Here is a 25,095-nt window from a genome sequence, read left to right as displayed (position 1 = left end):
TCATCGAGTCGATGGGCGGCAGCAGCCGCCATGTGGTGGATCTGATCGACGGGCTCGACCCGGAGCGCTTCGAGATCACGCTGATCCATGGCACGTCGCGCGTCGACGACTACTTCGCCGCCGCGCTGCCGCGCCTGCGCCAGCGAGCCCGCGTACTCGGCTGCCCCGACCTGGTGCGCGAGATCAGCCCCGCCCATGAAGCGCGCGCACTGCGGTTCGTGCGGCGGGTGATTCGCGACATCCGCCCGGATGTGGTGCACTGCCACAGCTCCAAGGCCGGCGCGATCGGACGTGTGGCCGCCAAGCTGTGCGGGGTGGGGAAGGTGTTCTACACGCCGCATGCGTATGCCTTCCTGGCTCCGGAGTTCGGCGGCAAGAAGCGCATGGTGTTCGTGGGCATCGAGCGTTTCCTGAGCCGCCACGCCACCACGCTCACCTTCAACGTCTCCCAGGGCGAGCGCAGCGCCGCCCTGGCGGAACACCTCGACCGCCCGGATAAGTTCGAGGTGGTGTACAACGGCATCGCCGACATCCCCCTGCCCACCAAGGCCGAGGCGCGCGAGGCGCTCGGCCTGCCGCAGGATGTGCCGGTGGCAGGCGTGACCGCGCGCCTGGTGGAGCAGAAGGATCCGATGACGTCGGTCCGCATCGCCGCCCAGGTGCTGCAGGCCCGTCCGGACGCGCACTTCGCGTACATCGGCGACGGCGACTTCGAGGAGCGGATGCGCCAGGCGGCGCGCGAGGCCGGCGTGGCCGACCGCGTGCATTTCCTCGGCTACCGGAAGGACGCCGACCGGCTGGTCACGGCCTTCGACGCCTATTTGCTGACCTCCCTGTACGAGGGGATGCCCTATTCGCTCGTGGAGGCGTTGCGCGCGGGCGTGCCGATCGCCGCCACCCGCACCACCGGAAACGACGAGGTGGTGATCGAGGGAGAGAACGGCACACTGTTCCCCGTCGGCGACGTGCAGGCCGGTGCGGTCGCGCTGCTCGGCCTGTTGGACGACCCGCCGAGCCGTGAGCGCGTGCGCGCCACATATCTGGAGCGGTTCACGGTGCGGCGGATGCTTGACCATATCGCCGCGCGGTACGAACAGAGGGGAACGGACGAATGATTCTGATCAAGGTGTGGTACCGCATCACCGGATTGCTGCTCAAAGCGCTGTACCGGGTGGTGTACGGCCGCCATATGCGCTGGGGCAAGGGTCTGCACATGCGCCGCGGTTTCCAGGCCACGGTGGAGCACGGCGGCGAGATCGCCATCGGCGACAACGTGTTCTTCAACAACGGCTGTGGTCTGCACGCGCGCAAGTCCATTCGAATCGGTTCCGAGACGATTTTCGGTGAGAACGTGCATGTGTACGACCACAACCACCGGTTCGCCGATCCGAGCCTGCCGATCAAGGACCAGGGGTACAGCGAGGCGCCGGTTTCGATCGGCCGCCACTGCTGGATCGGCTCCAACGTGACGATCCTCAAGGGCGTGACCATCGGAGACAACGTGGTCATCGGCGCCGGATGTACGGTGGACCATGACATTCCGTCGGACACGGTGGTGCGACAGCACACGGAGCTGGTGGAGACGCCGGTGCGCCAGCCGAAGACGGCGCAGGCCGCCGTGCCCGCCGCGCCGGCCACGCTGGCTTCGGCCTCCGCCGACGCCGGGCAGGCCGCTCCGATGCGGGTGCTCGTGCTGGACACGGTGATGGACCGCGGCGGCGCCGAGACGATGATGATGAACTATCTGCGGCATTTCGACCGAAGCCAGGTGACCTATGACTTCTTGGTCAACCGCCCGTACCGCGCCGCCTACGAGGACGAGATCGAGCAGCTGGGCGGGCGTGTGTACCGCATGTGCCCGATGTACCCGCAGTACTTCGGCCGGTACAAGCGCGAGTTCCGCGCCTTCCTCGAGGCGCACCCCGAGTACCAGGTCATCCACTCGAACCTCGAGGAGCGCAGCTACTTCGGGCTCAAAGTGGCCAAGCGCATGGGTGTGCCCGTGCGCATCGCCCACGCGCATAACCGTCCGGTGGGGTTCACGCTGAAATCGGTGTTCCGCGAGTACTTCCGCCTGCGGCTGCCGAAGTATTGCAACTACATGTTCGCCTGTGGGCAGGAGGCCGGCGACTGGCTGTTCGGTGAGAAGAACCGCGGCCGGGTGGTCCAGCAGCGCAATGCCATCGACACGGCCCGGTACCGCTATGACCCGGCTGTGGCCGCCGCGGTGCGCGCCGAGTTCGGCGTCACCAACCCCAACACGCTGGTGCTGGGGCATGTGGGGCGTTTCTTCCCGCAGAAGAACCATCTGTTCCTGGTGGACATCTTCAAGGCCGTGCACGATCAGCGCCCGGACAGCGTGCTGTGGCTGGTCGGCGGCGGCGAACTCGACGACGCGCTGAAGAACCAGGTGCGTGCCAAAGTGCATGAGCTGGGGCTGGATGACGCGGTACGCTTCCTCGGTGTGCGTTCCGATGTGGAGCGCATCATGCAGGGCATGGACGCGTTCGTGCTGCCCAGCCTGTTCGAAGGCCTGCCCGTCACCATGATCGAGGCGCAGGCGGCCGGCCTGCCGTGCACGATCAGTGACCGTGTGCCGCGGCAGTGCGATGTGACCGGCACCACGCAGATCGTGGCGTTGGACGCGGCTCCGGCCGAATGGGCGCGGCGCATCCTCGGGCAGGCGGACCGGCATGCCGCGGACAAGGCGGACGGCACGCGTGCCGCCGGGCCTGAGCGGGTGAAGGCCGCCGGATTCGACATCGTGGAGAACGCCGCCTGGTTGCAGCGCTTCTACCGGCAGGCGTTGTCCGAGCAGCGCGCCGCGGAGGGCCGGGCGTCATGAGCGGCATGCGCCGGACCGAACGCCGCCGGCTCAGGCATGCGAGGGACAATCATGTGCGGCTGGTGATGGCCGTGCTCATCATCTTGGTGATGCTCGTGGCCAAGGGGCTGGTGGCGTTCATTCTGCCGCCGAAGTACTTCTACGACAACAATCGCATCCTGGGCATGACGAACGCCACACTCGGCATCGGTGACCAGAGCGGCATGAAGGAATGGGAAGGCAGCTACCGCGTTGCCTCCGATCTGTTCGCCTCGCTCAACATCCCCCGGTTCGAGACCATGCTGGACTGGTCGATCGCGCTGGGCTTCCTGCTGACGCTGGTCATGGTGTTCATGACATTGCGCGCCGACGCGCCGGACCTCATGCAGTCGGTGTTCATCCTCGCCACGGTTGGGCTGCTCAACATCTACGTGTTCACCATCGGCAAGGATGTGATCCAGTTCTTTTTCTTCTTCGCGGTGTATGCGATTCTATTGCTGCCGCTACGGAGCTCGACGCTCAAAGTCGTGCTCAGCGCGGCGGTGCTATGGTACGAGAGCACGTTCTTCCGGGAATACTATGTGCTTATCGCGGCGCTGGTACTGCTGGTGTACGCCATTCTGACGTTCTTCCGCACCACGGTGCAGCGGTTCACCGCCGGCACGGTGGTGCAGATCTGTGTCACCCTGTTCGTGACGATCTGGCTGGTGCTGGCGGTGTCCAGTGTGGCCATGCCCGATGAGTACAACCAGGTGATGACGCTGCGGGATTCATACAGTACGACGATGGACGGCAACGCCGATTCCTCTACCTTCATCCAGAACTGGGTTCCCGGCGGCGGCCTGCCGGTGTTCATGGCCAATTATGTGATCGACGCATTCCGCATGATGATTCCATTGGAACTGGCGCTGCGCGGGCCGTACTACTGGCCGTTCTTCATCTTCCAGGTGCTGGTGACCGTGTACCTGGTCAATCTGCTGCGGCAGATGAACAAGCTTAATGACCCTACGGTGTTCCTGGCATTGTGCGTATTCATCGGCTATGCGCTGGCGTCGTTCCTCTTCGAGCCGGACTTCGGCTCCTGGACACGCCACGAGGCGGCCACCTTCCCGGTGCTGCATTTGCTTGTGCTCAACCGGTACCAGCGGATTCCTCTCACTGAACAGGAACGACAGATGGAAAGGGAACTGGCATGATCGCACAGAGCTCGGTACCGCATATCGCATTCTTCTCCGGGGACATCACACGTTCCGGTGGCACCGAGAATGTGAGTGTGATGATCGCCAATGCGTTGGCAGAGACCGGCGAGTGGCGGGTTTCCTTCGTCAGCCTGTTCGAGGAAGCGGACCGGCCGTTCTTCGCCATCGATGGTCGCATCGGCCGGTTCACGCTGTATCCTGTGCCCACGCACGGCATCCAGCATTACTTCGACACCTGCGCACGGCTCAGGCGTATGGTCCGCGAACAGCACTTCGACGTACTGGTGGACATCGACGGCATCCTTGATATGTACTCGCTGCCCGTCAAGCGTGCCACTGGTGTGAAGGTCGTCTCCTGGGAGCATTTCAACTATCTGCAGAACCCGAGCGTGCCGTACCGCAAGCTCACCCGCCGTTGGGCGGCCCGTTCCGCCGACGCGATCGTCACGCTCACCGAGGCGGACAGGAAGCTCTACGAGCGGTATCTGAAGCTGCGGTGCCCGATTGTGGCCATTCCCAATCCGATGACCGCTGTGGAACCCGAGCCGGTGTACGACGCGGACTCGCACCTCATCATCAGCTCCGGCCGCCTGACCTACCAGAAGGGCTTCGACATGGCGGTGGACGCGGCTGCGCGCGTGCTGCCCGGCCACCCCGACTGGACCTGGGTCATCCTGGGAGAGGGCGAGGACCGTCCGATGCTGGAGCGGAAGATCGCCGAGGCCGGTCTGGAAGGCAGGCTGATCCTCCAGGGACGTGTGGAGAACATGGATGACTGGTACCGCAAGGCGGCCATGTTCGTGCTCACCTCGCGCTTTGAGGGACTGCCGATGGTGCTGCTGGAGGCCAAGGCCCACCGGCTGCCGATTGTCAGCTTTGACTGCCCGACAGGGCCGAGCGACATCATCGAGGACGGCGTCAATGGGGTGTTGATATCCTGCTTTGATATAGCGGCGATGGCCGAGGCCATATCCGCGTTGATCGACGATGACGCGAAGCGTGCGGCCATGGCGGAACATACCGTGGCTGGCGCCGAACGCTTCGACCGCACGGCCATCCTTCGGCAGTGGACGGCGCTGCTGGCATCGCTGACAGAGCAGCCGCGGCATGAGACGAACGCCGGCTGAGCGAGAAGACCGAGAGAGCAAGGACAAAGGACACGACATGACGGACACCAAACAGGTCGCGCTGATCACCTACCATGCCGCGCACAACAACGGCTCCTTCCTGCAGGCGTACGCCACGCAGCGGGCCATCGAGGCGTTGGGCTACAGCTGCGACATCATCGACTTCTCCACGCCGCGCCAGCGGTATCTGTACGACGTGTACAAGACCGTGCACGGGCCGAAGGATGTGGCGAAGAACATCTATGCGCTGTTTCACCACAAGCTCATCCAGCGCCGGCACGACGACTTCACGTCGCTTATCCATTCCGCGCTCATGCTGACGCCGAAGTCCTATGACGATGACGCGCAGCTGGCGGAGCTGAATGACCGCTACGAGACCTTCGTCTCCGGCTCCGACCAGATCTGGAACACGGACGCCTGGGACTATTCGGACGCCTATCTGCTGGACTTCGTGCATGGCAGGCGCAAGATCTCCTACGCCTCCAGTATGGGCGGGCATATCTTGGACAAGCGTGGCGACCAGAAGCTTGCGAATCACTATGCCACGCTGCTGGCCGACTACGAGGCCATCTCGGTGCGTGAGCGCAGCGCCCAGGAATACCTCCAGCCGCTTGTGAAACAGCATGTGGAACAGGTCATCGACCCGACGCTGTTGCTCGACGGGGACGCATACGACGGCATCACCGCGCCTCGGCTGGTGGACGAGCCGTACATCTTCTACTATGCGATCGACTCGATCGAACTCAACGACTCGGCGGCCAGGGCCGTGCAGGCCTTCGCCGAGCGCAGGGGGGGGCTGCCGGTGTACGTGATGTTCACCGGCAACAAGTCGTACGGGCTGCGCAAGTACGGCTTCCACCTGCTCGAGGTGGCCGCGCCCAACCACTACCTGAGCCTGATCCGCCACGCCGAGCATGTGCTCTCAGCCTCGTTCCACGGCACCGCGTTCTCCATCAACTTCCACAAGCAGTTCCACGTGGTGCGAGGCAAGCACAACGGCACCGTGAACATGGACGACCGCATGAGCTCGCTGCTCGCCCTGTGCGGACTGGAGAGCCGCCAGCTCATCGAAGGCGAGCCGTGGGACGACGGCGTGATTGACTACGGCCCGGTGAGCGAGCGTCTGGGGGCGGAGGTCGCCCGGTCGAAGGCGTTCCTTGAGGCGGCGCTGACGGGGAAGTCTGTGACAGGGCATACGGACAGCCGAGCCGATGAATCCGGCAAGGAGATGTGAGAATGATGAAGGATGCAATCAAGCGGGCCATTCCCGAACCGGTGATCGCCTGGGCGCGCGGCGTGCAAGCCGATGTGAAGCTGCGTCGGGAGACCCTCCGGCAGATGAAGCGGTTCCGCCGCAATTATGCACGGCGTGGCTGCACGGGGGTGGAACAGATGCGTACGCGCATCATCTATTTCACCCATCAGATTGAGAAGGGGCTGAGCCACAGCGATTTCCGCTATGGATTCGGCAAGGGGGTGCTTGCCCAGCTTGCGCCGCTGCTGGTCCAGCTGCGCAAATCCGAGCCCGGGTATGCAGGCGATGGCGTGTATCGTTCCGCGCTGTCGGCGCTACACGAGTACCGGCAGCGCCATGAGGTAGCGGACTACGACCTGGGGTACATGCGCCAGCTGTTCCCCTTAGACCTCTGGCAGGAGATCGGAGCGGCAGATGGCACCTATGGTGGGGACATCGTCATTCGCGCCGTCGACAAGGCGGACAATGCGAGTCTGCCGTTCTCCGCGCTGTCGGAGGCGCGGCATTCCATCCGTGAATTTACCGATGAACCGGTGAGCGTGGATGACATCATGGCCGCGGTGCGGGTGGCGATGCGCACGCCGTCGGTGTGCAACCGCCAGCCCACGCGTGTGCACATCACTACGGACCGTGATCTGATCGGTCGCCTGCTGGCCGTGCAGGGCGGTTTCCGCGGCTATCCGACGCCTCCTGCCTTGGTGCTGCTCACTGCGGACACCTGGGCCTTCATGAACCAGGACGAACGCAACGAAGGTTTCACGGACGCCGGCCTGTTCGGCATGTCGCTGCTGCTGTCGCTGGAGGAGCGGCAGCTGGCTGCATGCCCGCTCAACACGATGCTGCCGATGCAGCGCGACGACCAGACGCGTTCGCTGCTGCATCTGCCGGACAACGAACTGCTGGTGATGTATGTGGCAGTCGGGCACTTCCCCGAGGAAAGCAAGACATGCATGTCACGTCGTTTCGAGGCCGAACAGATTGTGACGGTGCATTGAATGGGAACGGAGACTGACATTCCGCTCATCAGCGTGATCGTCCCCGTGTATGGGGTGGAGCGGTATCTTGACCGTTGCGTCGAGAGCGTCGTGAATCAGACGTATCGGCATCTGGAGATCATCCTGGTGGATGACGGTTCACCGGATGCCTGCCCTGCCATGTGCGATGCATGGGCTCAGCGGGATACGCGCATCCGCGTGGCGCATAAGGCCAATGGCGGACTGTCCTCGGCGAGGAACGCCGGGCTGGATGTTGCCACTGGCGAACTGGTCGGCTTCGTGGACAGCGACGACTGGATTGATTCCACAATGTATGAGACCATGGCGGCGTGGATGCGCAGGCATGAGGATGCCGACGTGGTGATGTGCGGCACCATGCGTGAGTATGAGGACGGACGGCATGAACCGTTCGATGCGCATTATCCAGAGCGGAGCTTCACTTCGCAGCAGGCGGTGCACGACTTCCTGTACCACCGCAACCGCATGGCCAGCGCTTCTTGGAACAAGCTGTATGATGCGCGTTTCTTCCGGGGAAACGATGCCGTCCGCTTCCCCGAAGGTCTCAATAACGAGGATTATTACATGCTGGCCCAGGTGTATCCGCGGATGCGAGGTCTGTATTTCAATCCTGCGTCGCTGTATCACTATTCGCTGCGGCCAGGATCCATTACCACAGCAAAATTTAATGAACACTCTTTGGACAGAGCCAAAATTGCAGATGCCTGCTGTAGTCTGCTCCAGGAAACCGGATATCAGGATGATCATGCGCTGGCATACTTCGCCATGCAGGGGCGCTATGACGTGCTGCATGACTTGGTGCGCATGCGAGTCGACCGGTCGGTGATCCGTGACTGCCGCAAAGATCTGGCCCGTGCCGCACGGCCCGTGTATGCTAACCCTGCGCTCGGCTGTGGCAGGAAAGCCAAGATCTTTACTATGGCGCATATGCCGCGTCTGTATGTTGCGTTAAGTGAGCGCGGCAAGTGATAAGGGTATGTGGATATGGAAAGGGATAGTTTATATGGTAGAGAATAATAATGTGAATATTGTTACCAGGGGTGATCTTAAAAGATTTCTTGATGTTGAGCGAACGTTTTATATTCCTCGAAATAGACAGAAGCGCTGGTATCTGTATTTGACGAATGATATTCAGGTTCAAATATGGCGATTTCAGAAGCGTTTACGTGTTGGTGAATATTGGTTCAACAATCGCCATCGTTCACTATTCCACTATCTGATATTTCTATGGAAATATCGCATGAAAAACAATGCGGGAGGACGACTTGGAATCAGCATTGCGGAGAATTGTTGTGATATTGGTTTACGTATCTATCACGAAGGTATCATTATAAATGGTCATGCGAGAATCGGTAAAAATCTTCATCTGCATGGTCGTAACTGCATCGGGAATCGTGGTATGACTGGAGTGAAAGACGAAAAAAACTGGGCAACTCCAGTTATCGGCGACAATGTTGAATTTGGTATGGGTGCCACTGCTATAGGTGGAATTACGATTGCTGATGATGTGACGATTGGTGCGGGAGCGGTGGTTGTTAAATCTTGTTCTTGCCAGGGGGGGACTCTGATTGGTGTTCCAGCTCGACTTTATAAATCTTGAAGCAAAAATCTCTTGACAGACGAGCAGATGAAGTGATGAGCGTAATACATAAGCCTATTCGTATTCTTCAGTGGGGCATGACCACCGGGCTGGGCGGTCTGGAGACTTTTCTCATGGGGGTGTACCGCCATATCGACCGGTCTCAGGTGCAGTTCGACTTCCTGCAGGCCCATGACGAGGGGAAGCTGGCGTTCGAGGACGAGATTCGTGACCTGGGCGGACATGTGTACCGGGTCATGGTGCCGCAGCGGGAGTCCTTCGTGCGATCCCGCCGATGCCTTGCGGAGTTCTTCGCTGAGCATCGGGAGTTTGCCGGCGTGCACGTCAACGCGAACTTCCGTTACGCCTTCCCGCTGCGGTATGCGAAGCGCGCCGGCATCGGCCTTCGCATCCTGCACTCGCACAACATAGCCGAATCGCATGCGTATACGGACCCGGTGCACGAGCTGGCATGGCGGCTGCGCACATGCAGCGTGAACCACGACATCAACACCCTTCCTACGCATTACTTCGCCTGCTCGGCGCAGGCCGCGGAATTCATGTTTCCCGGCAGGCCGTTCACCTGGATCCGCAACGGCATCGACACCGCCGTCTTCGCCTTCGACGCCGATGTCCGCAACCGGCTCCGGCACGAACTGGGCATCGCACGCACGACGACGGTGCTCGGATTCTGCGGCAACCTGCGCGAGCAGAAGGCCCCGCTGTTCCTGATCGACATCTTCGACCGGTACCACCGCATGCAGCCTGACTCGAAGCTGCTCATCGTCGGCGATGGCGTGCTGCGGGACGCCGTCGAACGGCGCATAACTGACCTTGGATTGACAGGCTCCGTCCTGATGCTGGGGCAGCGCACGGATGTCGCCGACCTCTATCAGGCGATGGATGCCTTCGTGCTGCCATCCAGGTTTGAGGGGCTGGGCATCGTCTACATCGAGGCGCAGTGCGCCGGACTCCCCTCCTTCGCTCCGGAAGGCAACGTGCCCCCCGAGGTAAGGGCCAGCGACCTCATGACCTTCGTGCCCCGGGGAAGCGATGCAGAGAGCTGGGCATGGGCCATCGACCGGAAGTTCGTCGAAGTCAGGCCCCGTGCCAATCGGGTCGCACAGGTCAGGGCCGCCGGCTATGAGATGGCCGACGTGGCTGCCGGGCTTCAGGAGTTCTATCTGACGCATGCGGAGGCGGGCCGATGACGAACCGCACGGACAACATGGACCGGCCGCTGGTCAGCATCATCGTTCCGGTATACCGGGCCGAACGGTTCCTGGACGAGTGCGTCGCCTCTCTGACCGGGCAGACGTATCGTGAACTGGACATTGTGCTCGTTGATGATGCCTCCCCGGATTCCTGCCCGGAAATGTGCGACGCATGGGCGGCAAGGGACAGCCGTGTGCGCGTCTCCCACACATCTGGAGGTGGCGCATCGGCTGCGCGCAATGCCGGGTTGGACATGGCACAGGGAGACGCCGTGATGTTCGTGGACAGCGACGATGTCCTCGATTCGCAGGCCGTGGAACGGGCACTCGCCGCCATGCAGGCGACGGACAGTGCCGTGGTCATCTTCGGGAAGAGGTATATCGACGAGAACGGCAGCGTGCAGCGGACCTCGGCCATCGACCATGACATGGTCTGCGACGGGACGTCCTACGACGAGAATCTGGCCTATCTGCTCGACCATGACTATCTCAGCCCGCCCTGGGGCAAGCTGTTCGGCAGATCCGTCATCGACGGGCTGCGTTTCGACGAGACCATGGTGTACGAGGAGGATCTGGACTTCAACCTCCGGGCACTGGCGAACAGACCTCGCGTCTGCGCCATGGCGGAGGCGATGTACCGGTACCGGCACATGGACTCGGGTATGGCGACGGTGTATTCGGAAGCGAAGGTCGTCAACGTCATTGCGGCGAATCGCAGCAAGCTGAGATTCTTCGATGGACGTCTGGGGAAGGAAGGACTGAAAAGCCTGGACCATCACATCGCCAATGACGTGGGGTGGATCATCCCCCAGATCGCCGGAGCGCATGATGTTCCGATCGGCCGGAGAATCCAGGACATCATGTCTATGACATCGGAACCGGCATATCGCCGTCATCTGGTGCACGGTCTGCCGCATGCCGGCCTGACCAGGCGGCTCAAGATGCTGATGCTGGTGAATGCGCGATGGCTGTGGCGGATTTATATGCGAGGTTGGGAGGAATGACATCTATGGATGACGCTAAGAGTGATGACGTTCTGGTCAGCGTGATCGTACCTGTATATAATGTTGCTAAATATTTGGGACGATGTCTTGACAGTCTGCTTGCGCAGACACATGGCAATTGCGAGTTCATCGTGATTGACGACGGTTCCACTGATGAATCTGCCCGGATATGCGACCATTATGCTGCACAGGACGGCAGGGTGCGAGTTGTGCATAAACAGAACGGAGGGCTATCATCCGCACGGAATGCCGGTCTGGATATAGCGCGAGGCTCATACTATGCTTTCGTGGATAGTGATGACTATGTCGAGTCGAAGTATGTCGAGAATATGTTGCGTGCGATTCTTGAGTCCGAGGCCGAGCTTGCAATGTGTTCCGTTGTGTGTGAAGACGGGGAGGGACATCCTGTCGCATTGCCATTTTTCGTCGCTCTGGATGACTGTGTGCATAGAAGGTATGACTGCATGGCCATGTCCTGCGACAATACGGCCATGATTGTGGCATGGAACAAACTGTACAGGGCGAATCTGTGGTCCTCCCTTCGATTCCCGGAAGGGGAGATTCACGAGGATGAGCTTGTGTTCCACCATGTGTTGAAGCAATGCAAATCCGTAGCGTTTGTCTCCGATGGGCTATATCACTATGTGAGTAACGATAAGAGCATCATGCATGCGGATTATTCTTCAAGGAATCTTTCGCGTATCACGGCTCTATCGGAACGTATAGCCGTTCTGAGGGACCTAGGATATGACGATCTGGTCTCCACTGTGACCGATATGCTTATCGATGCCTATCTGGTTCAGGTCATTCGCATGAATTATCGCGATGCGTCCACTCGAAGGGAACTGAGCTCCCTGGGTAAACGGATCAGCAGGGACCTCGGAGGGGCATCTTCGTTGCTGACCTTGAAGCAAAGAATGAATCTGCAGGGGATATCCCGCTGCCCCGTATTGTATCTGGATTTACGACGGTGCCTGAATAAGTTGCGGAAACAGTGAAGACGGACATGAAGTGACGACGGAGGTGGTTGAATTTGGGCGGGAATAAGCGGCTGGCAATCAACATGATTGCGAACGTGATAGCGTTCGGTGTGCAGTTTGGCATCAACTTCGTGCTGACGCCTTACATCATCAAAACCTTGGGCAGCGAGGCGTACGGATTCGTGCCTCTGGCGAACAATTTCATCGGATACGTCAACATTCTCACTGTTGCATTGAATTCCATGTCAAGTCGTTTCCTTACTATCGAGATAAACCGTGGGAATACAAGACAGGCACAGGTATATTTCAATTCCGTACTCATGGCGAATACGGTAATGGCTGCGATTCTTGCTGTACCCAGCGTGCTGCTTGTGGCGTTCGCCGGCAGAGTCATGAATGTGCCGGAGGGATTGTTGCAGGATGTGCAGCTGACGTTCGCATATGCTCTGCTGGGCATGGAGATCTCCCTGGTGCTGAGTGTGTTCGGCGATGTATTCTATGTCAAGAACCGTCTGGATCTGAGCGCGAAACGCAATATCGAGAGCAACGTGTTACGTGCTGTGATTCTCGTGGGACTGTTCGCGATATTTCGTCCTAGAATCTGGTTTATCACAGGAACAATGCTCATCGTGACCATATATCTGTCATGTGCGAACATCCATTACACGCATAAGCTTACTCCGGAATTCAAGATCGATCGTACGAAATTCAGCGGCAAGACAGTGAGAACACTGCTGAGCGCTGGAGTGTGGAACTCCGTCAATCAGCTAAGCATGGTGCTGCTGACCACGCTGGATATATATCTGGCGAATATATTCATTGGGGCGCAGGCAAGCGGTGAGTATTCTCTTGTGAAGACGGTACCGAACTTCATTCAGTCGCTCGTTGGCGTACTTGTTGGTGTGTTCATCCCCCAGTTCACTATCAGCTATGCGAAGCGCCAGAAGAGGCAATTGTTGGATCAAGTCGATTTCTCCATCAAGGTGATGGGGTATGTCATGATGCTGCCTATCGGCTTTCTACTGGTATTCGGCGAAGATTTCTTCAGGGTGTGGGTTCCATCGCAGAACTCCCAATTGCTGCAGCAGCTCTCGATTCTGACCATTCTTCCGATGGTCGTGACATGTAGCATAAATACAATTTTTAATGTATATACCGTGACCAGCAAGTTGAAAGTTCCGGCCTTGGTGCTTCTATTCACAGGAATTGGTAACACCTTGGCAGTGATTGTTTTGCTCCGATTCACTGATTTGGGGCTGCTGGCCATTCCGCTTGTCTCTTTCGCTATCGGATTGATTAGGAACTTGACTTTCACTCCCGTCTATGCTGCTCATTGCCTGGGCGTAAGGAACGGAACGTTCTATAAGGCCATTGCGAGGGGTTGCGGCTGCGTGGTGATCATGGTGTTGTGCTGTCTGGTCTATCATTCTTTGTTCCGCACGGATTCCTGGCCGACTCTGATTCTGGCGGCTGCTGTGTGCAGTGTAATCGCCGGTGCGATGAACCTGTTCCTTGCGTTTGGGAAAGCAGACAGGCAGATGCTATGGCGACTGGTGGCGAGTAAAGTCATCAGGCGCTCTTAACGATTGGAATTGGTGATATATCATAGAACTATAATAATAAAGGATTATATTATATGTTGTGTATGATTATCTTTAGTGTAAGGAGAGATTGAATGAGATTCATCAGGAAGTCCATCTCAGTCATTGAGCGTGAGATTGAGCTTTCGAAGCTTGTTCACGATATGCGTAATTCGGTCGGACATAACATCTTTGTATTTGGCTCGCCCTATCACTCTAATCTCGGCGATCAGGCGCAGAGCTATTGCATCGAGCGCTGGGCGAGTACGAACTATCCCGGGCATCGCGTATGGGTCCTGGATACCATGCTCCTTACGTTCCATGATTATCAGCTGCTGAAATCCATCAGGAACATTATCGCTCCTACCGATCGTATCTTCCTTCATTCCGGATATCACACCACCGACCTGTATATGCTCGAAGAAAAAATGCAGCGCAAGGTGGTGACGATGTTCCCCGATATGCGTGTGGTCATCTTGCCTCAGACCATCTATTATCAGAATCCTTCTCAGCTGGAACAGGCAAAGATTATCTACAACGCTCATCCTGATTTACATCTGCTTTGTCGGGATGACGTCTCCTATGAGACGGCGCTGCAGGAATTTCCCGATTGTCACCCGGCAATGTTCCCTGACATCGTGACTACGATGATCGGCGCAAAGCTTTACACTCATCCTCGCAAAGGAATCTTTCTCTGCGTGCGTAACGATAAGGAAGCATTCTACTCGAAGACCCGTATGGAACAGCTCCGAGACGATCTTGCATCCATCGATGATGTGACTGTGGGCGACACCACCGTGGACATTCCCGCCAAGGAGATCATCGCCCATCGAGGCGAAGTGTTAGAGAAGACCTGGGACGACTATTCGAAGTACAGGTTGATTGTCACCGATCGCTACCATGGCACCATCTTCTCGCTGGTCGCCGGCACGCCTGTGCTCGTTCTGTCGTCGTCCGATCATAAGCTCAGCTCCGGCGTTAAATGGTTTCCCCCCGAGTTTTCCGACTATGTCAAGTACATTCCTGATATCGATGACGTACCGGACGAGGCTCGTCGTGTATACTCGAAGAAGCTTGATTACGTACTGCCTCCATACTTCCAAGACAAATACTATTCCAAGCTTAAGCAGCTGATTGTCGACTGACCAAGGAGAGATTGATGGGAATCAAGACAACAATTCGACATATCGTTCCAGATGGGTTGTATCAATGGATGAAGAAGCAGCGAAGCGGTGTTAAACTTCGTACTTTCTTATCACGTCAGCGTCGGCAGTTTATGCGTACAGCAGCTTTGCCTGGTAATGAAGGAGAAGCACAGCTTGAAGCGCTTCTGCAATATCATGCACATGAAATTGAGAAAGGGCTAAGTCATAACGATTTCCGCGCAGGATTTGGGCGTCGTGCGATGTGGTTTCTAGCCGATATACTTGCACGATGGGAGAAGCATGGTTATTCGTGGAACGATTTTGGCGTTCGCCAGGCGCTTTCTGTTCTAAGACAATACAAGGAAAAGCATGCTGAGCTGGGAGTGCCTCTGCCTGATTTCTTCCAACAACTTATGGGTCGATGGACGGACCGCATCGATACCGCTGATTTGAATGCTTCAGGGGCGGCGTTATTTGAATACCAACGTCCTTCGGAACATCGTTCTTATTCTCAGGTACTGATGGATAGAGTGAGTTTGCGAAACTATTCATCAGAGCCCGTGGATGAGCAGTTGCTTGTTAAGGCTGGTACATTGGCCATGCGTGCGCCTTCTGTGTGCAATAGACAATCTGCTCGTCTCTATGTCATTACGGATTCAAAGATACTGGAGCAGGCTATGGATATGCAGGCAGGTATGTACGGATATGCTAAACCTCCTGCACTTTTGATGGTGACTTCAAAAATTTCAACGTTTGTTGATGTCACGGAACGCAACGAGCCATATATTGATGGTGGATTGTATTCTATGGCTTTGCTTGGAGCCCTCGAAGAATTAGATTTAGCTGCTTGTCCGCTCAATACCATGTTTGAGAAGAGGCGAGAAAATGGAGTGCGATCCATTCTCAATCTTCCAGATGATGAAGTACTTATCATGTTTATTGCTGTAGGACATAAACCTGAACGTACGCTGCATCCTAAATCGTTGCGCAGGTCGCCTGAAGATATTATTACCTGTATTCGTTAAATTTTTATTGAGAAGAATCTATATCGGAGAGGGGAGGGCAGATTTGTATGAATCTGCCCTTCCCTCTTATATGAATTTGAGTCACTCAATGGTGTTGTACGGTGCAGCGGTCGGATTATGACTTCCTGAACATAATCCGACCGCCTTATGTATCTTGCTCTTCTCAGCTTGTCAGTTCTGTGCGAACAGGCTGCTCCATACTCTGCACGTCCTGGGGCTGGAAATCGTCATCGTTCATGAACGGTACGAGGATGGCGAAGGGCAGAACCATGGCGAGGTAGAAGACGTATCGGTAGCAGAAGGCGATGGGTGTGGCGATCATGAGGGTGGCCCAGCAGGCGATGACCGGCAGGAGGGCGATGGTGCGCCTGCCTCTGTTGAGTCGGAGGAGCATGAGGGCCAGCAGCAGGACCGTCCAGATTTCGAATGAGGCGCCGGGAGCCTGGTATCGTTTCGGCTGGCCTATCCAGGTGTCGCGGATGAAGTCTACGGCAGGCCTGGGCAGCAGCGGGGTTTGTTGTAGCTCAAGACGCTCGAAGATTTCCTCATAGTTTGCGTTGAGTTTTTGGAAATAGGTATACGGTACAAATATGGGCGATTGCGCCCTAAGGTTCCAGAATCCGTAGGTGGCGGTGAGATAACTGGTGACATAGGTACCGAAGTTGCGGGGGAGCATCTGGGCCCAGATGACCAGATACTCACCTTTGTGATCGGAGAGGTATTGCCGGTCGAAGCGCTGGTTCCATTTGATAGGGTCGCTTCGCATGGGAGCATAGCTGTCTTTCCAATCCTGTTCCGGCATGAGCCTGAACAGGAACTGACGTTGTTCGGTTGTCATGTGACCGTCCTGCGCGATGACGGCGGCGGTCTGCCGGAGAGAGATGCCCGGGGATTCGGATGTCTGCACGGCAGGAGCGCCAAGCATCGGTGGCACAGCGCTTACGCCCAGAGAGACCATTACTGGGATTATGACGGCAACAGCCCAGCGGAGCCAGTATTCGCGCTTGATGAGCGCTAGGGCGATCAGGCCACAGATAAGAAGCACATAGATACCGTTGTTACGGGACAGGCACAATGCGGTGAATGTCAGAAGATACTTCCAGAAGTTCGTGCTCTTGATATTGGCGCCCTTGGTATGTATCAGCTCGAACATCAAAGGGGTCACCAGAAGAATGAAGATCGAGAACCATACGTCCTTGGTTGTATTCAACGCAAAGACGGAGTACAACGGATTAATCGCGAAGAATGCGGTGAGGATGGCCGCAGGTGTTGTTTTCAGGCCCTTGTGGTGGAGCCAGTTGATGGCGTAGGCGATGGCGGCGGCTATGGCCAGGCTCTGGATGGCCGTGTACGCGGCGATGCCAATATTGATGTCCCCGAACACGGTCTTTCCCACAAAGGCGCTTCCATAGAAGAGCACAATATAGGCAAAAGGATGCTGGCTGGAGCGGTACAGGGGCGCATTTAACACATCTACGGCGTCACTGACGCCGGCGCCGGGGTAGAGGGTGAGCCAGATGGGCAGCCAGCAGATGGCGATGGCGAGGAATGCAGGCAGGAGAATGGATCTGGGTCGTGCTGCGTTGGTGTCGGTGCTGTCGAAGAGGAGGTTGGAGAGTGCGCTGTGGTGCTGATGAAGTCGGGCGGCGAGTCCGTCGAGGATCTGGTAGGTGGCGAGGGCGAGGAGGAGGGCTGCCAGGATGTGCTGGGGGCCGATGCCATCGAAGTGGTTGTCCTTGAGGCCGGCTGCGATGTTTCCACTGTAGGTGATGCGGGTGTGGAGGACGAGGTTGATGGCGGTGTATGCGGCGAACAGGGCGGTGAGGACGGTCTGCGTGCGGGTGGGTCTGCGGTCGGCCCGGCCCATGGCGAGGTAGGCGAATGCGGCGAGCAGGACGATGACGATGGGGGCGTTCCACTGGGCGTCCAGACAGGTGAGGATTCCCGTGGTTGCGACGGCGGAGGCGAGGATCGCGAGGGGGAACCGGGGTCGGAGGAGACGCGCGGGGAGCGTTGCGGTCGTGGCGTGTGCGGGCATGGTAGGGCTGTTTCCTTGCGTGTGATTTGTGGTCTGGGGTGTCTGCGGACTATCGGCGTGCGTTGAGCACGGCGAGCTCGTATTGCTTGCGGCTGTTCTTGGCGATGGTGTCGAGGATGAGCGCGGTGGTCAGGCTCAGTGCGGCGAGGATTTCCAGGGCGGAGGCGAGGAACGCGGTGGGGAGACGGGGGACGAGCCCTGTGCTGAGGTATTCGCCGATGACCGGGATGGCGACGGCGATTCCGAGGATGGCCAGAAGGAGGGAGAGCCAGCCGAAGAAGGCGAACGGTCGGTAGTCCTTGAACAGTCCGGCTATGGTCCTGAGCACGCGCAGCCCGTCGGAGAGGGTGTTGAGCTTGGAGATGCTGCCCGCGGGCCGGTCGCGGTAGTCGATGGGAATCTCGGCGACTCTCCAGCGCTTGTCGGCCGTATGGATGGCCAGCTCGGTCTCGAGCTCGAATCCGGGGGAGAGGATGGGCAGCGTCCTGGCTGCCAGACGGGTGAAGCCGCGGTATCCGGTCATGACGTCGGTGTAGCTGACACCGTACAGGTGTCTGATCAGGGTGCGTACCAGGTTGTTGCCCAGGTTGTGGAAGGCGCGCTTGTTCTCGTGTTCGTAGGTGCCGTTGCTGAGCCGGTCGCCGAGGGAGAAGTCGACCTCGCCGTCGAGGAGAGGGTTGAGGAGGTCAGGAGCGGCTTCGGCGGGGTAGGTGTCGTCGCCGTCGACCATGAGATAGGCGTCGGCGTCGATGTCGCGTAACATTTGGCGGACCGTGTGGCCTTTGCCCTGTCTGCGTTCCGTCCGTACGACGGCTCCGTGGGAGCGGGCGATCGTCGCGGTGTCGTCGGTGGAGTTGTTGTCGTAGACGTATACGGTGGCGCCGGGCAGGCAGCGGTGGAAGTCGTCGATGACTTTGCCGATGGTGACTGCCTCGTTGTAGCAGGGAACGAGCACCGCCACATGCGACCAGTCGCGTCCCGTTGTAGATTCGTTAACTACCTTGCGGAGGGTGTCCCTATGTTTTTGTCGATTGGTTTGGGTGGTTGCGTGTTGTCTTGTTGAGGGTGTTGTCGGGCGTGTTCGGCCGTCACCGGGGGTGTCCGGTGTCGGGGTTCGTCGTGTGGTGGTTGTTGGTCAGGCGGCGGTGCCCAGGGTTTTGTACTGGGGTTGGTAGAGGGTTCCGGTTTTCAGGATGGCGTGGATGACGTCGCGTCTGCGGCGTGCGAGGCAGATGATGGCGGCGTTGTGCCGTTTGCCTTCGGCGCGTTTGCGTTGGTAGTGGGCGCGGGAGGCGGGGTCGCGGCGGCTGGCCGCGAACGAGGATTGCCATAGCGCGTTCTTGAGGCGTTTGTCGCCGCCCCGGGCGGGGTGTTCGCTGTGGATGGACGTGCCGGAGCGTTTGGTGACGGGCGCGATGCCCGCGTGGGCGGCGAGGTGGGCGGCGTCCTTGAACCGGGTGATGTCGCCGGCGATGGCCAGGGGGATCTGGCTGCCGGTCCTGGCCGCGATTCCTGGCATGCTGGTCAAGACCGCGAGAAGAGGGCGGTCCTCCAGGAGCCGTTCGACCCGCGCGCCGATGTCGCGGCGTTCCTCCTTGATCTGCCTGATGCGCCGGGCGATGCTGGGGATGATGGCTTCCACGGCCTGGGTGCCCGTGACGGTCACGCTCTGGCGTCCGATCGCGTCGAACAGGTCCGCCACGAGGCTCCCGGCGCCGCGCAGTCCCTTGTCCGTGGCCCATTGCGTGACGAGGGCGGGGCCGCTGCGCCTCATGCCGGACGGGCCTCCGTGGTGTTCCAGGAGCGCCAGGGCCGTCTCGCTGGCGATGCGGTCGCCCTTGAGCGCGCGTTCGAACGCGGGGCGGACCTGCGGCAGCGGGCTGCGCGGCTGGTTGATGTGGCGGGTGAGTTCGCGGGCGAGGTCGTCGTCGAAGCCGGACAGCACCTTCAGGCTGGCCAGCGTCGCGTCGTCCGGGCCGGGGTCCCTGAGCGTGTCGGGCATCCTCAGCGCCGTGCAGGCGATGACGTACGCGTCCCGCTTGTCGGTCTTCGCATCCCCGGGCGGCAGTTGGGCGGCCTTGCGCATCGCGCCTCCGGGCAGGTAGGCGACCGCGACGCCCATGTCGCGGGCGACCGCCAGGGGCGGCGAGCCGATGGTGTTGGGCTGGTCCACGACCAGCGGCACCCGGCCGTGCTCCCGCAGGCGGGATATGAGGGCGCGGATCTGGGCCTCGTCCTGTTTCACGGGCCTGTCGTACAATCGCGTGCCCTCACGGTCGAGGGCGCAGGCGTGGTGCGATTCCTTGCCGACATCCAATCCGAGCCACACCGTGATGTCGCTGGCCTGCATCGTGACCTCCCTGGCATTGGATCTCCAGGTCGCCTGTCGACCGCGGTCGGTTGAGCACGATCATGACGTCCGGTCCCGGCATCCACATTACGAGGAGACCTCGCCCCGTTCGTTCCGCACTCCCGTCGGGCTGGCCATGTCCCTATCAGCGGTCAGCAAACGTCCCTCCCAAGGCGACAACACCCCCCGGATCATCAATGACAGGGGAAGACAGTCATACCAAGGTCGGCGACCAAGCCCCGAACCATTCAGGGCTCACCAACCAATGTAATGGGGGATACGCTCCCGGCCCCTCTTTCTCCTGGACTTCGTCCATCGTCCGCTCTTTCCTACTGCCTGTCAGCCGAGGAACGGGGGTAACACCGTGCCCCGTCACAGGGCAAGCATAATCACACCACGGGAGATAGGAGATGTCAGGGAACTGATCTATCGACAGAATGCCGGCATTCCCTGCTTCCCTGCTGCTTCGGAATGCTGGCGGTTCATCTGATCCTCGAATATCCGCCTGGTCGGACGTGACTGTGGAAGACTCTGCCGGTGCATGCCCTGATGGATGACTGACTCATCCACATGTGGCGTGGTTGTCCTACTTCATGTAGCTGGCAATTGGAGTTTCAGATTCGGCCAGCCTTGGAATCCGCTGCACCAGCCGGCTCCGCTCCATGCTCTTTCGAAGCCTTTGCCTCTGCGGTCGGGCCTGTCCACTGTGACGGCAAACAGCGCCTTCCGGAACAGATCGATAACCACAATCACTGCGTATACTGCCAGCAGCAGCGCGAAATGTGTGCCGAACAGTACCCATGGGCTGCCCAATACGTGTGCCTCTGCTTTCAGCAGTGCGGCCTGCAGCCAGCTCGTCGCTGGCCAATATTCATGCACCAGGTACACCGGCAGCGTCGAACCGGCTATGGCATTGATCACGCGGCTGTGGAACGGGCGAGCCTGGCCGCAAAGCAGAATCGCACCCAGCGCAGTCAGCATGGACGGCGCGGACCACGGCTGCACACCGTAATTCCACCGACCGCCGGTCAGGCCATTCAGCATGCAACTGGCCAGCACCATGGCGGCACCGATGCCGAACACCCACCACGCCGTCGCGCGCGACCGTTCCATCTGTGGCAGATACCAGCGCAGATACGACATCGGCACATACATGTACAGGAACATGAACGCCGACAAACCCATGCCATTCGTGAAGAACGGCAGCACACCCCAGAGCACGAGCCCCACCACCGACAGGACGCCATGACCGGTGCGTCCGATGGCATGCAGGCCGCGGTTGACCCACGGGAGCATCAGAATGAAAATGACGTACGCGGTCGGGTGCCACCACAGTCCGGTCAGCGCCGGCGCTACGGACACCACCGCAAGATGCGCCCAGTCGAACCATGAGCGCAGCATCGGGTACATCCCCAGCAGCCATATCGTGCTGCATATCGCGAACATGCCCAGGCTGTAGAACAGCAGTTGCTTCTCCAACTGCCAGACGCGACGACACGACGTATGGAACGATGATGCCTTCTCACACAGAAACCATGCGGTCAAACCGAAGAACAGATCATCGCCTACTCCGCCGAGATACGGTAACAGCTGGAAGGGCCACACCCCCCTGAGTCTGACTGTAACCGGGCAATCTGCCCAGGTGCGTCCACAGAATGAACAGCATGGAGAGGATGCGCAGCAGCTCAAACCATGAGTTTCTCGATGTGGGAGCAGCTTTGTAGCTCTTTCGTTTGGTAGCTCTTGTGGCAGTCATATACTGGTATCTCTTTGGCATCATAGGAGAAGGCGATATCGTACGGGCTTGCAGCCTGGAACGTGCCGATGTGTTGTCCTTCCCTCCATACGTGAAGGGTATGTGGCGCCGTCATGCGTACTCCACGGGTAGTTGCAGGTCGAGGATATCGAGCGCTTTGAGGATATGCTGGAGGGAAAGAATGGGGATGACTTTGCCGTGTTCGCTGTTGCGAATTGCGACTTGGGGGACGTTGGCCTTTTGGGCGAGTTCCTTGATGGTCCATCCACGTTGTGCTCGCCCGTCGTGGATGGTCTGGGCGAGTTGAGTCATGGCATCGAAGATGATTTCACTCATTGATATGGCCTGATTTTTGTTCCGTGTTTCCCCTGACTGGATGGGAGATGATGGAATCATGGGCAAGGGCATGCGGTATACGCCGGAGTTCTGTCAGAAGGCCGTCGGGCTTCTGGCGGAGTCACGCGAGTCGCATTCATCCGAGACACGCGCGCTGGCGCAGGTCGCCGGGAACCTGGGCGCGGCCCCGGAGACGCTGCGCCGTTGGCGCAGCCAGGCCGACGGGGCCGCGGCCGCGCGGTCCGCGCAGGACGCGCAGGCCGCGCTGGAGGAGCTCAAGCGCCTGCGCAGGGAGGTCGTCGAATTGCGTCGGGCGAACGAGATACTGACGACGGCGTCGGCTTTTTTCGCGGCAAGGCTCGGCCCGGCACGGCCCTGATGGCCGCGTACATCGACGGGCATCGGGATCGTTTCGGGGTCGGGCCGATCTGCCGGGTCCTGTCCGCGGCCCTGGACTGCGGGTTCCTCACGCCGCGAGGCTACCGCCGGTTCAAGAGCAGGCCGGTAAGCCGCACGACCGCGCGTCACGAGGCTCTGGCGCGCGACATCATGCAGATCCGCTCGGACTTCTTCATGGCCGTGTATGGGTACGGGAAGATGCACGCCCGGCTGCTGGCGCAGGGGTGGACGGGGATCGGCCGTGACCAGGTCGCGCGGATCGTGCGCGGACTGGGCGTCCGGGGTGTGCGCCGCGGACGCGCGCCCGCGGCCGCCCGGCCCGCCAAGGGCGCGGGCGGCAGGCCCGGCCTGGTGGAGCGCGGGTTCCGGGCGTGCGCGCCGGACCGGCTGCATGTGGCCGGCATCACCTACGCGCGCATGGCCGGCGGCCGGTTCGCGTATGCGGCGTTCGTCACCGACGTGTACGCGCGTCGTATCGTCGGCTGGGCGTGCGCCGCGAGCATGAACACGGAGGAGCTGCCCCTGCGGGCGTTGGAACGGGCGGTCTCCTGGGCGTCGAGGCATGGCGGCGCCCGGGGGCTCGTGCGCCACGGCGGCCACGGCCCCCAGTGCATCGGCACGGTGTGCGCCACCAGGGTGATGGAGTACGGGATGCTCCCGTCCACCGGCACGGTCGGCGACTCGTGCGACAACGCCATGGCCGAATCCGTCGACGGCGCGTACAGGACCGAGCTCGTCTGGCGCAGCAGGCCCTTCCGCAGTCTGGACGGGCTGGAACTGGCCACGTTCCAGTGGGTCTCGTGGTGGAACACGAAGCGGCTCCACCAGTCCCTGGGCTACAAGACACCACAGCAGGTCGAGAACGAGTATTATGAACACCAGGCAGCACAAGCTGCCTCACTATAAGGGCGGAACAAAAACCAGGCCAGTTCACATGGTTATTCCTTCCGCTACTATAATATATATCTTATGGCAGCAGAAGGACATCCCGGGACTTCGAAGGCTGTATGCAATGGGGAGGGGTAACGGGTTAGCGGTCATCGTCCGTGTGGCCCTTGCATTCATTGCATTCCGTGCGGATGCTCCCGCAAAGCACCTTACAGTGCGGAATGATAGCCGAATCAGTGTTCTACTCTGATTCTGCTCGTCACTATCCACAGAAAGATGGGGCAGCAATGTGAAACGATGTCAGTCAAAGATCTTGATGATGCCTGCGGGTCGTGGTAAATATGAAAAATATGAATTTGGGTTCGAGTTCGGCTGATCGTGTAAGTGTTATCGTTCCTGTGTATAACTGCGAGGAACCATTGCTTCGACGCTGTCTGGACAGTGTTTTGAATCAGGTATATCGAAGCGTGGAGCTGATCGTTGTCGATGATGGTTCGACCAATGGGACTTCTCTGGTTGTCGATGAATATGCTGATCGTGATGAGCGTGTTATTGCCATGCATCAAGAGAATGGTGGCGTGTCCTCGGCTCGCAATCGTGGATTGTCTCTTGCTTCTGGCGGTTGGACGCTATTCGTAGATGCAGACGACTGGTTGGAGAAAGATGCTATTCTTGACGGTGTCAATTCTCTGAGTCAGCATAACGCGGATCTGTATATCATGGGGCATCGGGAAGATAAAACAAATGGAGCGATTCGTCGATGTGCTGAGGGGGCGATAGTTTCGTCCAGCGATCGGAATGCGATAGCGAGGCTTGATCGTCAATTGCGATTGTTCTCATGCTGGGGAAAGATTTATAGAACTGCAGGTCTACGAGGATGCCAATTCGATACAAGCATGTCATGGGGTGAGGATACCGCATTTGTATATAATGTGCTTGAACATTCTGATGTCTCTGTTGTCGCTTCCGAAGAGGTGTCGTATCATTATGATACGAGTGCTGGCGGCGCAAGTACATCTTTCTCAATGAATCATGCTGATGATTTGTTGTCGCTAGATAATACTATTTTAAATTACTATAAAGGATCGGATTCTTGTGTCATGAAGCAGGTGTACAAGCAAATGGCTAACCATCTGGTGCTGATGATTAGAACTGTCAAGTGCGATGGAGTCTCTGATGCCGATAAAATCAGCTTCATTGACAAGATAGTAAATTCACCGTTGCGAAAGTATTATCTCAAGGAAATTCGTGAGTCTTGGGCTTCGAGATTGGAGAAGATGTTGATTATTGCGAATTCTAGCTTATTGTGGCGTGCTTTGTACTAATGTCGGATTGAATCATGACAGTATTGCTCTGGGTGTGCAATTTGTCTGCGATTATGGT

20 protein-coding genes and 1 pseudogene are annotated in these 25,095 nt (G+C 58.7%); 16 read left to right on the top strand and 5 right to left on the bottom strand.

Translation table 11 applies throughout. The annotated features are described in order from the left end of the window. The first annotated feature begins 11 nt into the window (after positions 1–11). The 14 genes from H7U32_RS04850 (at position 12) to H7U32_RS04780 (ending at position 15,945) form a co-directional block, all read left to right on the top strand. The gene (locus H7U32_RS04850; protein WP_239457519.1) at positions 12–1,115 is read left to right on the top strand and encodes a glycosyltransferase family 4 protein; all 1,104 of its coding nucleotides are present in this window, start codon (positions 12–14) and stop codon (positions 1,113–1,115) included. Next, a complete protein-coding gene (locus H7U32_RS04840) occupies positions 1,112–2,845 on the top strand; it encodes a glycosyltransferase (RefSeq protein ID WP_239457518.1) in 1,734 nt (577 codons plus the stop codon). Before H7U32_RS04850 ends, H7U32_RS04840 begins: the two co-directional genes overlap by 4 nt. After that, entirely contained in the window at positions 2,842–4,020 is a 1,179-nt protein-coding gene (locus tag H7U32_RS04835; RefSeq protein ID WP_204468566.1) for a hypothetical protein, read from the top strand. The genes H7U32_RS04840 and H7U32_RS04835 overlap by 4 nt, the downstream gene beginning before the upstream one ends. After that, a complete protein-coding gene (locus H7U32_RS04830) occupies positions 4,017–5,150 on the top strand; it encodes a glycosyltransferase family 4 protein (protein WP_204468564.1) in 1,134 nt (377 codons plus the stop codon). The genes H7U32_RS04835 and H7U32_RS04830 overlap by 4 nt, the downstream gene beginning before the upstream one ends. A gap of 37 nt (positions 5,151–5,187) precedes the next feature. Then, complete coding sequence (locus tag H7U32_RS04825) at positions 5,188–6,384, top strand: polysaccharide pyruvyl transferase family protein (protein WP_204468563.1); 1,197 nt, start codon at positions 5,188–5,190, stop codon at positions 6,382–6,384. A gap of 2 nt (positions 6,385–6,386) precedes the next feature. Then, the gene (locus tag H7U32_RS04820) at positions 6,387–7,400 is read left to right on the top strand and encodes a nitroreductase family protein (protein WP_239457517.1); all 1,014 of its coding nucleotides are present in this window, start codon (positions 6,387–6,389) and stop codon (positions 7,398–7,400) included. Beyond that, the gene (locus H7U32_RS04815) at positions 7,401–8,387 is read left to right on the top strand and encodes a glycosyltransferase family 2 protein (RefSeq protein ID WP_204468561.1); all 987 of its coding nucleotides are present in this window, start codon (positions 7,401–7,403) and stop codon (positions 8,385–8,387) included. 34 nt (positions 8,388–8,421) lie between these two features. Next, positions 8,422–9,018, top strand: coding sequence for a hypothetical protein (locus H7U32_RS04810; RefSeq protein ID WP_204468559.1), 597 nt, complete (start codon positions 8,422–8,424; stop codon positions 9,016–9,018). Continuing rightward, positions 9,015–10,208, top strand: a complete 1,194-nt coding sequence (locus H7U32_RS04805; protein WP_239457516.1) for a glycosyltransferase — start codon at positions 9,015–9,017, stop codon at positions 10,206–10,208. The genes H7U32_RS04810 and H7U32_RS04805 overlap by 4 nt, the downstream gene beginning before the upstream one ends. After that, entirely contained in the window at positions 10,205–11,215 is a 1,011-nt protein-coding gene (locus tag H7U32_RS04800) for a glycosyltransferase family 2 protein (RefSeq protein ID WP_204468557.1), read from the top strand. The genes H7U32_RS04805 and H7U32_RS04800 overlap by 4 nt, the downstream gene beginning before the upstream one ends. A 5-nt stretch (positions 11,216–11,220) precedes the next feature. Continuing rightward, entirely contained in the window at positions 11,221–12,213 is a 993-nt protein-coding gene (locus H7U32_RS04795; RefSeq protein ID WP_204468555.1) for a glycosyltransferase family 2 protein, read from the top strand. Positions 12,214–12,278: 65 nt separating this feature from the next. After that, complete coding sequence (locus tag H7U32_RS04790) at positions 12,279–13,778, top strand: lipopolysaccharide biosynthesis protein (RefSeq protein WP_204468553.1); 1,500 nt, start codon at positions 12,279–12,281, stop codon at positions 13,776–13,778. A gap of 92 nt (positions 13,779–13,870) precedes the next feature. Then, entirely contained in the window at positions 13,871–14,920 is a 1,050-nt protein-coding gene (locus tag H7U32_RS04785) for a polysaccharide pyruvyl transferase family protein (RefSeq protein ID WP_204468551.1), read from the top strand. 14 nt (positions 14,921–14,934) lie between these two features. Further along, positions 14,935–15,945 (top strand): nitroreductase family protein, encoded by a 1,011-nt coding sequence (locus H7U32_RS04780; RefSeq protein WP_204468549.1) that lies wholly within the window; start codon positions 14,935–14,937, stop codon positions 15,943–15,945. A gap of 163 nt (positions 15,946–16,108) precedes the next feature. Here H7U32_RS04780 and H7U32_RS04775 read toward each other — a convergent pair whose 3' ends face one another. The 5 genes from H7U32_RS04775 to H7U32_RS04755 form a co-directional block, all read right to left on the bottom strand. Continuing rightward, positions 16,109–17,983: a DUF6020 family protein gene (locus tag H7U32_RS04775; protein WP_204468547.1), complete on the bottom strand. Its 1,875-nt coding sequence runs from the start codon at positions 17,981–17,983 to the stop codon at positions 16,109–16,111. Between the two features lie 49 nt (positions 17,984–18,032). Continuing rightward, positions 18,033–18,938, bottom strand: coding sequence for a glycosyltransferase family 2 protein (locus H7U32_RS04770; protein ID WP_323804580.1), 906 nt, complete (start codon positions 18,936–18,938; stop codon positions 18,033–18,035). Positions 18,939–19,118: 180 nt separating this feature from the next. Next, positions 19,119–20,333, bottom strand: a complete 1,215-nt coding sequence (locus tag H7U32_RS04765) for an IS110 family transposase (protein ID WP_204468543.1) — start codon at positions 20,331–20,333, stop codon at positions 19,119–19,121. 591 nt (positions 20,334–20,924) lie between these two features. Further along, a complete protein-coding gene (locus H7U32_RS04760; protein ID WP_204468541.1) occupies positions 20,925–21,812 on the bottom strand; it encodes a hypothetical protein in 888 nt (295 codons plus the stop codon). Positions 21,813–22,200: 388 nt separating this feature from the next. After that, positions 22,201–22,425 carry a helix-turn-helix domain-containing protein gene (locus tag H7U32_RS04755; RefSeq protein WP_204468540.1) on the bottom strand — a complete coding sequence of 75 codons (225 nt, stop codon included), beginning with the start codon at positions 22,423–22,425 and terminating at the stop codon, positions 22,201–22,203. A gap of 58 nt (positions 22,426–22,483) precedes the next feature. On the opposite strand from H7U32_RS04755, the pseudogene H7U32_RS04750 reads away from it, so the two are divergent. Together H7U32_RS04750 and H7U32_RS04745 are read left to right on the top strand one after the other, a co-directional pair. Beyond that, positions 22,484–23,699: pseudogene (locus H7U32_RS04750) on the top strand (IS3 family transposase). 354 nt (positions 23,700–24,053) lie between these two features. Continuing rightward, complete coding sequence (locus H7U32_RS04745) at positions 24,054–25,037, top strand: glycosyltransferase family 2 protein (protein WP_306452353.1); 984 nt, start codon at positions 24,054–24,056, stop codon at positions 25,035–25,037. Positions 25,038–25,095 lie beyond the last annotated feature (58 nt).

It is taken from the genome of Bifidobacterium pullorum subsp. saeculare (genome assembly GCF_016899725.1).
GTDB lineage: Bacteria > Actinomycetota > Actinomycetes > Actinomycetales > Bifidobacteriaceae > Bifidobacterium > Bifidobacterium pullorum_C.
This window is presented reverse-complemented; position numbering and strand designations above follow the sequence as displayed.